Source organism: Brevibacterium rongguiense, assembly GCF_009857845.1.
GTDB lineage: Bacteria > Actinomycetota > Actinomycetes > Actinomycetales > Brevibacteriaceae > Brevibacterium > Brevibacterium rongguiense.
Genome location: NZ_WWEQ01000071.1, coordinates 1 through 13,109, shown reverse-complemented (window position 1 = coordinate 13,109; position 13,109 = coordinate 1). Strand labels below are relative to the sequence as shown.

Genomic DNA, 13,109 nt, shown 5'->3' with positions numbered 1-13,109 from the left:
CCGCAGCTGCGCGTCGGCGCCGAGCGCGTCGCGGCCTCGCTGGCCCGCTCCGGTCCGTGGGGTGCCGCCGCCTGCGCCGAGCCGGGCGAGCGCGGCGGGCTGGGCATCGACATCGAGGACGCCGGGGCGTTCGCCAACTCCGGCACCCGCGCCGCCGACTTCGCCGCGACGGTGCTGGGCCCCGCCGAGCTCGACTGGTATCGGGCCGCTGCGGCCGGCAGCGAGGAGGCGCGGTTGGGCCTGCTGCTCATCGCCTGGGTGCGCAAGGAGGCCGTCGTCAAGGCGTCGCGGACCGGTTTCGATACCGCGCGCGGGGGCGTCGATCCCCGCGACGTCGAGGTCTCGGCCCCCTGGGAGGCCCCGCGAGCCCTGGGCCCCAGGTGGGCCGGTACCGTGCTGTGGGACCTGGCGCCCGGGGAGGGGCGCCGGCCGGCCCCGGGCGGGGCCGGTGCGCAGCGCAGCGGGGCCGACGCGCACCTCGGTGACGCGCCCCTCGGTGACCCGCGCCTAGCCGGCCAGCTCCTCGGCAACGGGGCAGGTGGCAGCGGGGCCCACGGTGACGGGGCGCATGACAGTGCGGCGCGCGGTGACCGAGCGCGCGGCAACGGGATGCACGATGACGGGGCGCGCGGCAGTGGCCCGGCGGACGTCGGAACCGGTGGAGGGGGCACGGGCGGTGGCCCGGGCCTCAGGAGCGGAGTGCACCGGAGCGGGGCGGTGGCCGCCCTCGCCTGGCGCGCGGAGCCCGTCAGCGGCGACCGGAGCACCGGGGACTGAGCGGATGGCGGCACCGGGGGCGGGCCCCGGCCGGGCTCACTGCGGCAGGATGCGGCGCACGATCGGCCGGCGCAGCAGCCACCAGAGCAGGAGCACCACTCCGGCGCCCAAGAGCCCGTTGAGCCACGGATTCTCCGACGGCCCCAGCGGGGTGACCACGAGGGGCAGGACGAGCGCCTGGAGGCAGTAGGCGGTCAGCGAGGCCGTGCCGAAGGGCATGAGCAGCCAGCCCAGCCAGCGGGAGATCCAGGTGCGCAGCACATGGAACAGTGCCAGGAACCCGCAGAACCACACGAAGGCCAGCGCCATGCGCGCGGGCATCATGGGGCTGTTGGAGAACATCTCCGCCGTGGCCGGCTGAATCCGCTCGTACCAGTCCCAGAGCCCCAGCCCCTCGAAGAGGTCCGGCGCGTGGACGATGAGCGCGCTCGCGGTCACGGTCAGCGCGGTGATCGTGAGGAGCGCCACGATGAGCGCGGTGCGGATGCGCAGGTGGTTGGCCGCCCAGGTGCGCATGTCCTCGAACTTGTAGCCCATGATCGCGGCGCCGAAGAAGAGCAGCTGCCACTGCAGCTCGGCCTCCGGGATCTCCTGGAGGAAGCTGAGCGCGTAGACGGCGATCGACAGCAGGCCCGTGAGCCACCACAGCCCGCGGCGGACGAACCACAGGAACAGCGGCGTGGCCGCCAGCATGACGGCGTAGAGGCGCAGGAAGAAGATCCAGTCATTGAACGCCTGCATGTTGAGGATGTACTTGATGAGCAGCAGCGGCGTGGCCATCTGGTCCTCGGGCGGGAGCGCGGGCAGCCGCTCGTTCGGGCCCACGAGGAGCGTGTAGCCGATGATCGCCAGGCTGATCGCCACGCCCCACAGGTAGAGCTTGGCGGCGCGCGAGAGCAGCGCCCATGACAGGTCCTTGAGCGGGGCATTGCGCCCCTTGTACGCGCGGATGTAGCCCACGAGCAGCCCCGAGATGAGGAAGAAGCCCTCCGCGGCCGTGACCCACAGGTAGCCCTTGCCGGAGAGGAAGGCCAGCGGTGAGGGCCAGAACTCCAGGTGGTCGAGGATGATGACGACGACGAAATAGCCGCGCAGCAGGTCGAGCTCGACTATGCGGCGGCGGCGCGCCGGCTTCTTCGCGTCCATCGCCACACATCGTATCCGCGCTGGGTTATGGATCGGCCCAGCGCGGGCTGTGCACCGGACATGGGGGTGGGCAAGCGGTGACGCGCGGGCCGGCGCCGTGGCAATCGATTCCGGCTGCGGGGTCCGGCAATCGGGTCCGGCCGCGGCAGTGGGCTCCCGCGGTGGGAGACTGGATGCGTCGGCACTGCCGGTTGCGCGAGCAGTGCGAGACGAGACGGGCGAGGAGGGACCATGGCCAAGCGATTCGCGGTGGGCGATCACGTCACCTGGAACTCGGAGGCAGGCCGCGTTGCCGGCACGATCATCCGCGTGCACACCTCGGACTTCGACTACAAGGGCCACACCCACCGGGCCAGCGAGGCGGAGCCGCAGTACGAGATCCGCAGCGACAAGACGGATCACATCGCCGCGCACAAGGGCGGCGCGCTGACCCTCGCACCGCGGTGAGCGGGTCAGCCGGAGGACGGGCAGCCCAGGTGGCCGGCGGCTGCGCGGCACCGCGCCTGCTCACGGTGGGCCACTCGAACCTCGACTTCGCGGACTTCGCCCGCGAGCTCGCCGAGGCGCGGGTCGGCCAGATCGTCGACGTGCGCCGCCTGCCCGGATCCGCGCGCTACCCGCAGTTCGATGCCGAGGCGCTCGCCACAGCCCTGGCCGAGCGCGGGATCGGCTACGAGCGCATCGCGGGGCTGACCGGCCGCCGCAACGTCAGCCGCGAGGTGCCGTTTGAGGTCAACGCCTGGTGGCAGAACCGCAGCTTCCACAACTACGCCGACCACGCGCTCGGCGAGGAGTTCGCGCAGGGGCTCGCACGCCTCCTGGAGATCGCCCGGAGCGTGAGCGGCGGCGTGGCCGAACCCGTGGAAGGAACGGGCACTGGAGCGTCCGCCGCCGAGGCGCCCGGCACCGCGCTCATGTGCTCCGAGGCCGTGTGGTGGCGCTGCCACCGCCGGATCATCGCCGATCACCTGCTGGCCCGCGGGCTGCCCGTCACGCACCTCATGGGGCCCGGCAAGCTCAGCCCCGCGCAGTTGAGCGCGGGAGCACGGGTGCGCGCGGACGGCGGCGATGTCGAGGTCAGCTACCCGGGCTGAATCGCGTCGCAGGCCCGAAGCCACCACGGCAATAATGCCGCCGTGGCAGCAGTCGACAGTGGCAGCAGCCCACCGCGTCTGCGGCGATGTGCGACCGTACTGGCCCGCCCCGCAGTCCGCTGCGCGCCGACTGCGTCGCTGTGGTGCTCAGCCCCGCTGTGGCAGGTCAGCCCCGCTGCGCGCCGCCGGATTCGGCGCCACCTGATTCAGTGCGGGGCTCCCACGGAGCCCAGCGGCCGCCCACCTCCGCGAGCCGCGCCTGCGCGGCTCGCGCCGATTCGGCGCCGAAGGGCCAGAGGCCGCTCGAGGATTCCTCGCCCATGTCCGTGCCCCACCGGCTGAACACCGTGTACTCAGGCTCGCGGCGCGCAACCGCGCGCAGCCGCCGCAGACCGCGCGGCCGCTCCTCCTCAACCGACTCGGTGAGGCCCGATTCCACGAGGGCGAAGACCGTGTCCTCGAGATCCTCGGCCGCAGACTCTCCCGTCTCGTCGCAGGCATCGCAGGCGCAGGAGGGGAACGGCCGGGCGACCGTGGCGCCGGCGAGCACGGTGACCCCGGGCACGGGGCCGGTCGCGATGGCGAGCGTGAGCGGCACGGCACCGGGGGAGCGCGGGCGCAGGCGGATGAGGTGCCTCGGCCGCCTCGTCGTCCACGGGCATGCCGCGGGCGACGAGGTCGCGGAGCGAGACACCGGGGGCGGCCGGAACGGGACCGGTCTCCTCGCTCACCTCGAGGTCGACGCGCGTGCGCAGATGGTCGACAAGCGCACGGGCGACCTGCGCCAGCGGGGCGAAGCGCTCCGGGTGGGAGATGCGCGAGTACGACTCCTCGGGCGGTCCGTCATCCCACCGCTCGCCGTAGGGAATCGGGGCGCCGGCGGCGTCGAGGAAGACCGGAGCGTCGATCTCCGGGCGCACATAGCCGTCGCGGATCATGCCGCCTCCTGACGTGGGCGCTGGCTGGGGTAGGCGCTGGATGGGATCGGTCCTACCGGGTGGGTGATGCCCGGTGAGCGTGCTGCCGGGCGCGGGGGTCGATCGAAGGGTGCTGTGGCTGACCTGGCAGTGTGCGGGATGCACCCTCGCTGACGTGTCTGCTGCGCCACGTGGACGGCGCGGCTCGGAACCGCGTCGAGGCGGTCGGAAGAGCGGTCACCGTGGGGGCCGCACCCGGGCGTCAGCTTGGCCAGCGCTCAGGGTGTCAGTGCTCAGCCCGTCACTGCCCGCGCGTTCAGTATGGCAGTGCGGTCAGTATGGCAGTATGGCAGTGCCGAACCGGCCCACGGAAGAGCCGGCGCCGGCCACGCGCAGCCGCCGGCACGCGCTGGACGGCACTGCCGCCTCGGACGGGCATAGGGTGGCCTTATGAAAGCACGCGAGGGCAGAGACGGCGCGCGGGGACCGGGCAGTCGGCGCGAGGGGGCGCTCTATGTGGAGATCCTCATCCGCGCGCCCCTCGAGCGGGTCTGGGAGCTGACCCAGGATCCCACGCTGCATCCGCGCTGGGACGGGCGCTTCAGCCGCATCGTGCCCACCCGGCTGCGCGACAACGGCGCGCAGGAGTTCCGCTACGTGCTCAGCCTGGGCTTCCACACGATCACCGGCACGGGAGTGAGCCTGGGGGAGCGCCACGGCGCGCACGGGCAGCGCACCTCGGCGCTGGCCTTCGACACGGATGATCGGCTCTCCCCGCTGGGCCGCGGGCGCGGCTATTGGCGCTACATCCCCACCGATGAGGGGGTGCGCTTCATCACCGGCTACGACTACGCCCCCGGCTGGGGCGCCCTGGGGCGCGTGCTCGACCCGCTCCTCACCCGGCGCCTCGTGTGGTGGCTGACCGCCTGGAGCTTCGACCGGCTCCGGCTGTGGGCGGAGGACGGGACCCAGCCCGAGCGGTTCTCCGGGCTGCGGGCGCTGCGACGCGGCGGTCCCCGCGCGCACCGCTGCGCCAAACGGCCCCCGCAGCGCGGCCGCACGATCATGGGCGACGCGCCGGCATCGCTCGCGGAGGTCACGCGATGACGGAGGAACCCACGGCAGGCGGTCGCATTCCCCGTGAACCCGGCCCGACCGGTGAACCGAGCGGTGGCCCGACCGACGGCGGCGTCTTCCGCCGTGCACTGGGCGCCGACTTCGAGCGGCTGCACCCCCAGCTCCAGCGCCGCTTCGGCGTGAGCGTGGCCGCCGGCTACGGCTGCGTGGGCACCGGGGTCATGGCCGAGCTGCGGCGCGGGCCGTGGTGGACCGTGCCGTTCCTGTCGATCGGCACGCTGCGCAGCATCCTCTTCCCCGAGCGGGGGCGCAATGTCGCCTTCCGCATCGACAACTTCCCCTATATCGACGGCTACGGCCGGGAGACCGTCTCGTTCGTGCGCACCATGGAGGTGCGGCCGGGCAGGCGCCGCCGCTTCGACGCGACGATGATCTACAGCGCCAAGCGCGGGGGAGTCGTCGACTACCTGGGCACCCACCAGCACCTCGCGGTCGACCTGGAGCTTGCCGTGACGGATGCCGGCGGGCTGAGCCTGACCTCGGGCGAGCAGCGCTTCTACGAGGGGCCGGTGGGCTTCCGCTTCCCGATGCTGGCCAGCGGCTTCGCCCGGCTGCGCGAGCACTTCGACGACGAGCGCCAGGTCTTCGCCATCGACCTCGAGGTGCGCAATCGCGTCTTCGGCTTCCTCTTTGGCTACCGCGGCGAGTTCACCTGCGAATACCCCGCGATCACCACCGCCCCGGCCCCCGTCAAGCCCTACCGCGAGGAGCGGCGCGAATGACCTCCGTCCTCGCAGCCGCGCTCGGCGCGCAGGCCTCCCTGCTGCGCCCGGAGGTCGCCGAGTACGTCGCCGGTGTGCCGAGCACGGGCGGCGCTGCCTGCTCGGAGGGCGCGCCCTCGCCGGTCGCGGGCAGCGGCCAACCCCGCCGAGGCGTGGGCGAGGGGCTCTTCACCCGCGCCGGCTCGCCGCTGCGCGGGCTGCTCGCGCTCGCCCGCCCCCTCGTGGGACCCGGTCTGCTCATCACCCGGTGGGAGCGCGACGTCCCCTTCCGCATCGTCAACGCCCCCACCGGATCCGCCGCGCTCGCCGCACACCGCTCCTTCTGCTTCGAGGGCGGCGAGCAGGTGGCCGAGGACGTCCTCGTGCCCACCGGGCGCCCCGGTGGGCTGCTCGACCTGCTGGGGCGCGAGCGGCGCATCGAGGTCGCGCTGCGCGCCTCGGCGACGGAGGCCGGGCACCTGCTGCTCGAATCCACCGGCGTGCGGGTGCGGCTGGGCCGTGCGCACGTGCCACTGCCCGGACTGCTGGGCGTGAGCGTGCGGGTGGAGGGCGGCTTCGACGACGAGCTGGGCCGCCACACGATCGCCGCGCGGATCGCGAACCCGCTGGTGGGCACCGTGCTCGCCTATACCGGCTGGTTCGAATACCGCTACGAGGACTGAGCCCCGCGCGGCAGGTTCGCTCCGGTGGGCTGACCGTGCGGTCCCGGCGCACTCGCTCCGGCGTGCCCGTCGCGTGACCTGCCCCGCGCACTGCCCGCCGCGCTTGCCCGCGGCCCGCTGGGCCCCTGTACTACGCTGGCGCCTGACCCGTCCCCGCGCACGCAGCCGCGCGCCCGCCCGCGCAGCTGCGCCAGCCCGCACCCCAGGAGCCGCTCATGGCCGAGCTGAAGAAGACCCTCGGACTGCCCTCGCTCATCGCCCTCGGCGTGGCCGGCGTCGTGGGCTCGAGCTGGATCTACACGTCCTCGCAGTTCTTCGCCGATGTGGGCGCCGGCGGCATGATCATCGGCCTGCTCGTCGGCGCCGCGCTCGCCGCGTGCGTGGCGCTGGCCTACGGCGAGCTGACCTCCGCGGTGCCGCGGGCCGGCGGTGAGATCGTGTGGGGCTACACGGCCCTGGGCCGCACCGCCGGCTTCGCGACGGGCTGGTTCCACATCGGCGCCTACATCTCCTCGCTCGCGTTCTACATCACCGCCTTCGGCACCCTGCTGGGCAAGTACGTGCCCGCCATGGCCGACATCCCGCTGTACTCCGTGGGCGGCGAGGCCGTCACGCTGCCGGTCCTCGCGGTGGGCATCGCCCTTGCCATCCTCGTCTTCGCGCTCAACTGGTTCGGCGTCTCGCTGGGCGCGCAGCTGCAGGTGGGCCTCTTCGCGGTCATGATCGCGATCGGCACGGTGCTCGTCGTCGTCGCCGCCGTCCACGGCACGCCGTCGAACCTGTTCCCCCTGTGGACCGCGGACCAGCAGCCGTTCCTGTCGGTCGTGCGCATGGTGGTCCCCGGCATCACGTACGTCGTGGGCTTCTCGCTCGTGGCCGTGCTCGCCGAGGAGTCCAGCCTGCCCGCCGCGAAGGTGGGCCGCGCCGTCGTCCTCACCGTCGCCTGCGCCGCGGCGTTCTACACCGCGGTGCTGCTCGCCACCGCCTACGTGGTCCCATGGGAGGACGTGGCGAAGATGAAGCTCGGCACGATCGACGCGTTCACCCAGGCGGGCTTCCCGCTGCTGGGCCTGGGCGCGTTCCTCATCGGCGCGCTCGGCCTCGTCACGAGCTTCATCGGCCTCTTCGTCGCCTCGAGCCGCGTGGTCCTCGCGCTCGCCCGCGCGCGCCTGCTGCCCCACGGCCTGTCCGTCGTCGAGGAGAAGTCCGGCGTGCCGCGGCGCGCGCTCGTCTTCGTCTTCGCCATCACCGTGGTCCTCGGCCTGCTGGGACCCGGCGCCATCGTGTGGTTCCTCGATGCCGGCGGGGTGTTCCTCGGCATCGTCTGGCTGCTCGTCGTCATTGCGAAGTACCGCATGCCCAAGCGCTTCCCCGGCCTCGAATACGCCTACCGCGCCAGGCCCCAGTGGCTGCCCGCGGTGGGCGCGCTGGGCGCCCTCGCCGTCATCGTCTGCACGGTCTTCCCCATCCCCGGTGTCGACATCGCGCTCAAGTGGCCCCAGGAGTACATCATCCTCGCCGCCTGGGTGCTGCTGGGCGTCGTGTTCTTCGCGTTCTCCCCGCGCCCCAAGGACCGCGAGGCCGTGTTCCGCGAGGTCACCGGCCCGCTCGCGGACACCTTCGAGGCGGCGCGCAAGAAGCCGCGCGGCTGAGCTCCGCCTTTCACCGCGCCCGAGGCGCGGGCCGGGCGGGTGCCCGCCCGCGCCTCGGGCGCGGTTAGGGTGAGGCGGTGACCTCACCCGAGCTGGCCCGCGCCGCCTCCCTCATCCGCTCGATCCCCGATGTGCCCAAGCCCGGCATCGTCTTCCGCGACGTCATGCCGCTGCTCGCCGATGCCCGGGCGTTCGCCGCGGTCATCGAGGCGATGGCCGCCCCCTTCGCCGGCCGCTTCGATGCCGTGGCCGGGCTCGAGGCCCGCGGGTTCCTCTTCGCGGGTGCGATCGCCCAGGCCACGGGCACGGGTCTGGTGCCCGTGCGCAAGGCGGGCCGGCTACCCCGGCCGGCCGCGCGGCGGGACTACACGATCGAATACGGCGAGGCCACCATCGAGGTGCAGGACGACCTGCCGCCCGGCGCCCGCGTGCTCATCGCCGACGATGTGCTGGCCACCGGCGGCACGGTGGAGGCCGCCTGCCATGTGCTGCGCGAGGTCGGGTGCCGGGTGGTGGGGGCCACCGTCCTCTTCGCCATCCCGGAGCTTTGCGGGCGCGAGCGGATCGGCGACATCGAGCTCGCTACGGTCTTCGAAGGCTGACAGCGAGAGCCGACGTCGAAGCCTGTTTCGGCGCCGCGGGAGCCTTCGGCGGGGCTGCGGCGCCTCTGGTGCCGGTCAGGGGGTCAACCCATCGGTTGAAATCCCGGGCTCACCCGTCTTTCGGTGCGGTGCTGGGCGGTGGACGGGCCTAGTCTGGCCCGCGTGAAGACAGAGAAACTGCTCAGGCGCCTCGACCGAATCGCCGGCGGCCGCAGGGCCGGCATCCGCGTCCCGGCCGACCGGGTCGCAGCGTCTCGCACCCGTCGCGCGTTTGCGTGGATCACCTGGCTGCTCGTCGTCGAGCTCGTCCTCGGGGTGGGCGCCGTCGTCATCGCCGTGGTGCTCACCGCCGACGGTGAGGCGGTGCGGTTCGCCGTGTGGATGCGCACGGTGGTGGTGCTCGGGATGACCGCGACCCTGCTCTACTTCTCGTGGCGGGCGGCGCTGGGGTGGGTGTGGGCGTACCAGCGGCTGCGGCTGTTCTCCAAGATCTTCCCCGTCATCACGCTCGTCATGGCGGCGATCCCGCACCTCTACCCGCTGTGGATGGTGACCGAGCAGATCGTCTTCAGCCTCGTGATGATCGGGGTCTCGGACTTCCTCAACACGGACGAGATGCGCGCGGCCTTCCGGGTGTGCGCGCCCGCGCGGGAGGCAGCACGGCGTGGGGCGGCGCCGGAGGCATAACGGGGCGCTGACGCGCCTGGGCGGCGCGCAGCGCGCTGCCCAGGCGCGTCAGCCGTGGCTCAGCCAGTCGAGCAGTGCGGGCCATGCGGGTTCGCCCACGCCCTTGCGCAGGATGCCGTGGTGGCCCACGGCGGTCGTTCCCAGCGCGGCGGGGGTGAGCGTGCGGCGCTCCACGGTCGTCCCGGTGAGGTGCTCGGTGAGCGCGTCCATCTGCGCGGGCGTCGACCACGGGTCGTCGGAGGCACCCACGGCCAAGAGGGGCGTGCGCACCAGCGAGGTGCGAGTGGCCGCGTCCATGGACGGGTCGTCGAAGAAGTAGTGGGGCAGGCGCGTCCAGCGGCCCCACTCGCGCATGGCCCCGCGCGGCATGTCCTCGCCCAGGCCCAGCCGCTTGGCGGGGACATAGCCCAGGGTGGCGCCCAGGACGGGACCCACGCCCTGGAGGAGGGTGCGCACGCGCAGCCGTTCGGCGCGGCTGGGGATCGTGCGCGTGGCCGCGACGTGGGAGGACACGATGGCCGCTCGGGTCAGGTGATCGCCTGCCGTGCCCAGTGCGATTGCGTGGCCGCCCAGGCTGTGCCCCAGCGCCAGCGAGGGAACACCGGGGAAGCGCTCCGCGGCCCACGCGGCCACGGCGGGGACGTCGGTGCCCATCCAGTCGCGCATCCGCAGCTCGGGGGAGCGGCGCGGGTGCCCGGACTGCCCCGTGCCGCGGTAGTCGTAGGTGATGACCGCGATCCCGCGCTGCGAGGCCGCGCGGGCGAACGCGGCGTAGTAGCGCTGTGGGGTGGCCGTGGCCGAGTGGATGACGAGCGCGCCGCCCGGCTCCGCGGGGGTGAAGACGGTGGCGGCCACGGCGGTGCTTCCCACCGGGATGCGCAGGGATTCTTCCGCGACGGGGCGCGTTCGGGGGGAGGGGGAGTGAGCGCTCATCCGGCCACAGTACCCGTGAACCCGCGTACGAGGCAGATCGCCGCGGCGCCACCTCGCGGAGCGTGCATGCGCTCGTCACCGCATTATCTCCGGACACAACAAAGCCCAGGTGAGAAACATCCTCACCTGGGCGAATGTCGGGCTGACAGGATTTGAACCTGCGACCCCTTGACCCCCAGGCGTCCAAACGATCCCGCCGAGCCCACAAACCGCGTGATTCCAGGCGTCAGATCATGCGGAGCGCGTCACGAGATGCATGGTTTGCATGATTCTGGTCCCCTTCTGGTCCCTCAAGAATCCGAGCTTCGCGCTTTCAAGTCGTTGAGCAGGGCATCCAGGGGCGGCTCAACTGAGCGACTCCCTCACTAGGCCGCCGAAGCGTGGGCTCGACCGAACACTGTGCCGATAGGGTTGTATAACGTTGATTGCCTTGATGTATGATAGTCAACCATGAGTCATCAGTACGACGACTACCTCACCATCGCGCAGGCCGCCGCCTATGTAGGCGTCTCGGCGGCCACGTTGCGGCGGTGGGACGCTGCGGGCACGCTCACCGCCGTTCGTCGCCCAGGCAGCCAGTACCGCTTCTATCGCATCGCCGACCTGGAGCCGTTCCGCCTCGAATACAACACTGCCGAGAAGGCCAAGGACGTAGTCGCTGGCTTCTTCGACGCTGCAGAGGCCTTGATCGACGGCAACCCGCAACTGCGCGAACCTCAGAAGGAGGCCTACGAGGCCGCCGCGGAGCACTTCACCCGGAAAACAACGCCGGCGATCATCCAGCTGCCGGTGGGCTGCGGAAAGACAGGCGTCGCGGCGATCCTTCCCTTCGGCCTCTCTCACAAGCGGACGCTCATCATCGCGCCGAACACCACCATCCGGCAGGGTCTCTATGCCGACCTGAACATCTCGAACGCCTCCTGCTTCTGGAAGAAGGCAGGCGTCCTCGACTCCTTCACCTCCGGACCGTTCACGGCGCTGGTCGACGGCCCCAAGGCCAACATGGACGACTGCGTGAACAGTCACATCGTCGTCGCCAACATCCAGCAGCTCGCCAGCAGCGCCGACCGCTGGCTGTCACAGTTCCCCAGCGACTTCTTTGACCTCGTCATCATCGACGAGGGCCACCACGTCGCAGCCGAGAGCTGGCAGAAGGTCGTGCGGTCGTTCCCCCAGGCACGCTTCGTCAGTCTGACTGCGACTCCCTTCCGCGCCGACAACAAGGAACTGCTCGGTGAGCTGATCTATCGCTACCCCTTCGCCCGAGCCATGCTCAACGGCTACATCAAGCACATCGTCTCCGCCTCAGCACATCCAGCCGAGATCACGTTCACCGCGCGCGGCGAAAGCGACACGTACACGCTGGAGCAGATCCTCGAACTGAAGGAGGAGGCCTGGTTCCGTCGCGGCGTCGCGCTCTCGGACGAGTGCAACCGCCACATCGCCGAGAAGGCGGTCGAGAAGCTCCAGTCGCTTCGGGCGGCGACTGGCTTCCCTCACCAGATTGCCGCGTCAGCGATGTCGATCGATCACGCCGATCAAGTGCGCGCGATCTTCCAGGAGATGGGGCTGCAAGCCGAAACCATCCACAGCAACCTCGCTGAAGACCGGAAGGCCGCGGTGCTGGCCAAGCTCCGCAACAACCAGATCGATGTCGTCGTGCAGGTCGCCATGCTCGGCGAGGGCTTCGACCATCCCCCGCTGAGTGTGGCAGCTATCTTCCGCCCCTACCGTTCGCTGTCGCCCTACATTCAGTTCGTCGGCCGCGTGATGCGCACCGTCGACCTGAACGACCCGAACAGTCCCAACAACCAGGGCTTCGTTGTCTCCCACGTCGGCCTCAACAACGAGGAGCAGTGGGATGAGTTCCGCGACCTCGACACCCAGGACCAGCAGATCGTTCGAGGTTGGGCTCGTGGAGAAGGAGCCGACTCGACCGGACGAAACGGCAACGGCGACCCGGAACAGGCGGTGCAGCGCTTCGATGACCCTGTGGCACAGGACGAGCGCCTCAGCCACTTTCTCAATCGCTCGTTCCTAGACCCCAACGACGACCGAGTCATCGAGGAGATGCTGGACGCCAAGGGACCGGGCGGCTTCTCGTTCCGCGAGCTCGGCATCACTGCGGACGTGCTGCGGGCACAGTTGTCTCACCGCAAGGAACACGAGGAGGAGCCCGCCGACTCGATGCCGGTCCAGCCGCAAGTGCGGCGCCAGACGCTTCGGAGTCGGCTCGACAGCCGTTCAAAGTCGATCCATCAGCGCATCCTCGCCGACCTCGGCCTAGCCCGCGCCGGCTTCGACATCAGCCGATCCATCAAGGGAGCGCGCGGCAACAATGCCGACGCTCTCTACGTCCTGCTGAACCGCGAGATCAACACGTTCGCTGGGCAGGGAAAGAAGAGTCGAGACAAGTGGACACTCGACCAGCTGCAAGCCGCCTATGACTCGCTCGACGAGATCGGAGACCAGGTGGCCGAGACGATCAGAACAGCGATTGAGGAGTGAACCTATGGCCGCGGTGAAGGACATGCTGAAGCACGTCAGCGCGGAGACAGCGGGACGGCGACGGAGGTGTTACCGGAAGACCACGCACGTGATTCTCAAGGGCGACCCGTGCCTCGTCGTACACGACGGCCCGCAGAGCCAGACGTGAAGCGCCCTGGGTTTCGTTCCGTGGTTAGACGGTCGCGGGCGCGGTCGTCGTGGGGTGAGTGTAGGACGCTTCGACGCTCGCTGGGGTGCGGTAGCCGAGAGCTTCGTGGAGCCGGGCCGTGTTC

The 13,109-nt window shown here is 71.2% G+C and carries 13 protein-coding genes and 1 pseudogene; 10 read left to right on the top strand and 4 right to left on the bottom strand.

Going from position 1 to position 13,109, the window contains the following annotated elements; genetic code table 11:
- Positions 1-777 (top strand): 4'-phosphopantetheinyl transferase family protein (locus GSY69_RS12345; RefSeq protein ID WP_160954142.1); only part of this gene is annotated, 777 nt, incomplete at its 5' end.
- A 36-nt stretch (positions 778-813) separates the two neighbouring features.
- Here GSY69_RS12345 and opgC read toward each other — a convergent pair.
- A complete protein-coding gene (gene opgC, locus GSY69_RS12340) occupies positions 814-1,923 on the bottom strand; it encodes an OpgC domain-containing protein (protein ID WP_160954141.1) in 1,110 nt (369 codons plus the stop codon).
- A gap of 231 nt (positions 1,924-2,154) precedes the next feature.
- Between opgC and GSY69_RS12335 the strand changes: the two genes are divergently transcribed.
- Both GSY69_RS12335 and GSY69_RS12330 read left to right on the top strand, forming a co-directional pair.
- Positions 2,155-2,370 carry a hypervirulence associated TUDOR domain-containing protein gene (locus GSY69_RS12335; protein ID WP_160954140.1) on the top strand — a complete coding sequence of 72 codons (216 nt, stop codon included), beginning with the start codon at positions 2,155-2,157 and terminating at the stop codon, positions 2,368-2,370.
- Positions 2,367-3,017: a DUF488 domain-containing protein gene (locus GSY69_RS12330; protein ID WP_328698869.1), complete on the top strand. Its 651-nt coding sequence runs from the start codon at positions 2,367-2,369 to the stop codon at positions 3,015-3,017. The genes GSY69_RS12335 and GSY69_RS12330 overlap by 4 nt, the downstream gene beginning before the upstream one ends.
- Before the next feature lie 166 nt (positions 3,018-3,183).
- Here GSY69_RS12330 and GSY69_RS14990 read toward each other — a convergent pair whose 3' ends face one another.
- Positions 3,184-3,711 (bottom strand): DUF6226 family protein, encoded by a 528-nt coding sequence (locus GSY69_RS14990; protein ID WP_328698868.1) that lies wholly within the window; start codon positions 3,709-3,711, stop codon positions 3,184-3,186.
- Positions 3,712-3,742: 31 nt separating this feature from the next.
- Positions 3,743-3,955: pseudogene (locus GSY69_RS15390) on the bottom strand (DUF6226 family protein); the annotation flags it as partial.
- A 429-nt stretch (positions 3,956-4,384) separates the two neighbouring features.
- Here GSY69_RS15390 and GSY69_RS12320 point away from each other — a divergent pair.
- The 6 genes from GSY69_RS12320 to GSY69_RS12295 all read left to right on the top strand — a co-directional run bounded on the left by GSY69_RS12320 (position 4,385) and on the right by GSY69_RS12295 (position 9,396).
- Entirely contained in the window at positions 4,385-5,041 is a 657-nt protein-coding gene (locus GSY69_RS12320) for an SRPBCC family protein (RefSeq protein WP_160954138.1), read from the top strand.
- Positions 5,038-5,793, top strand: a complete 756-nt coding sequence (locus tag GSY69_RS12315; protein ID WP_160954137.1) for a DUF4166 domain-containing protein — start codon at positions 5,038-5,040, stop codon at positions 5,791-5,793. Before GSY69_RS12320 ends, GSY69_RS12315 begins: the two co-directional genes overlap by 4 nt.
- Positions 5,790-6,455 carry a DUF4166 domain-containing protein gene (locus GSY69_RS12310; RefSeq protein ID WP_160954136.1) on the top strand — a complete coding sequence of 222 codons (666 nt, stop codon included), beginning with the start codon at positions 5,790-5,792 and terminating at the stop codon, positions 6,453-6,455. The genes GSY69_RS12315 and GSY69_RS12310 overlap by 4 nt, the downstream gene beginning before the upstream one ends.
- A gap of 215 nt (positions 6,456-6,670) precedes the next feature.
- Positions 6,671-8,107: an APC family permease gene (locus GSY69_RS12305; protein WP_160954135.1), complete on the top strand. Its 1,437-nt coding sequence runs from the start codon at positions 6,671-6,673 to the stop codon at positions 8,105-8,107.
- 77 nt (positions 8,108-8,184) lie between these two features.
- Complete coding sequence (locus GSY69_RS12300) at positions 8,185-8,709, top strand: adenine phosphoribosyltransferase (RefSeq protein WP_160954134.1); 525 nt, start codon at positions 8,185-8,187, stop codon at positions 8,707-8,709.
- A 162-nt stretch (positions 8,710-8,871) separates the two neighbouring features.
- Positions 8,872-9,396: a hypothetical protein gene (locus tag GSY69_RS12295; protein WP_160954133.1), complete on the top strand. Its 525-nt coding sequence runs from the start codon at positions 8,872-8,874 to the stop codon at positions 9,394-9,396.
- Positions 9,397-9,444: 48 nt separating this feature from the next.
- Here the strand turns inward: GSY69_RS12295 and GSY69_RS12290 are convergent, their stop codons facing one another.
- Positions 9,445-10,329, bottom strand: a complete 885-nt coding sequence (locus GSY69_RS12290; RefSeq protein WP_160954132.1) for an alpha/beta hydrolase family protein — start codon at positions 10,327-10,329, stop codon at positions 9,445-9,447.
- A gap of 450 nt (positions 10,330-10,779) precedes the next feature.
- On the opposite strand from GSY69_RS12290, the gene GSY69_RS12285 reads away from it, so the two are divergent.
- Positions 10,780-12,837, top strand: coding sequence for a DEAD/DEAH box helicase family protein (locus tag GSY69_RS12285; protein WP_160954131.1), 2,058 nt, complete (start codon positions 10,780-10,782; stop codon positions 12,835-12,837).
- Positions 12,838-13,109 lie beyond the last annotated feature (272 nt).

What these genes read in the sequence shown, in the direction of transcription:
- opgC (WP_160954141.1), bottom strand. Translation starts at nt 1,923, where the DNA reads ATGGACGCGAAGAAGCCGGCGCGCCGCCGCCGCATAGTCGAGCTCGAC.
- GSY69_RS12320 (WP_160954138.1), top strand. Translation starts at nt 4,385, where the DNA reads ATGAAAGCACGCGAGGGCAGAGACGGCGCGCGGGGACCGGGCAGTCGG.
- GSY69_RS12290 (WP_160954132.1), bottom strand. Translation starts at nt 10,329, where the DNA reads ATGAGCGCTCACTCCCCCTCCCCCCGAACGCGCCCCGTCGCGGAAGAA.
- GSY69_RS12335 (WP_160954140.1), top strand. Translation starts at nt 2,155, where the DNA reads ATGGCCAAGCGATTCGCGGTGGGCGATCACGTCACCTGGAACTCGGAG.
- GSY69_RS12315 (WP_160954137.1), top strand. Translation starts at nt 5,038, where the DNA reads ATGACGGAGGAACCCACGGCAGGCGGTCGCATTCCCCGTGAACCCGGC.
- GSY69_RS12310 (WP_160954136.1), top strand. Translation starts at nt 5,790, where the DNA reads ATGACCTCCGTCCTCGCAGCCGCGCTCGGCGCGCAGGCCTCCCTGCTG.
- GSY69_RS12285 (WP_160954131.1), top strand. Translation starts at nt 10,780, where the DNA reads ATGAGTCATCAGTACGACGACTACCTCACCATCGCGCAGGCCGCCGCC.
- GSY69_RS12305 (WP_160954135.1), top strand. Translation starts at nt 6,671, where the DNA reads ATGGCCGAGCTGAAGAAGACCCTCGGACTGCCCTCGCTCATCGCCCTC.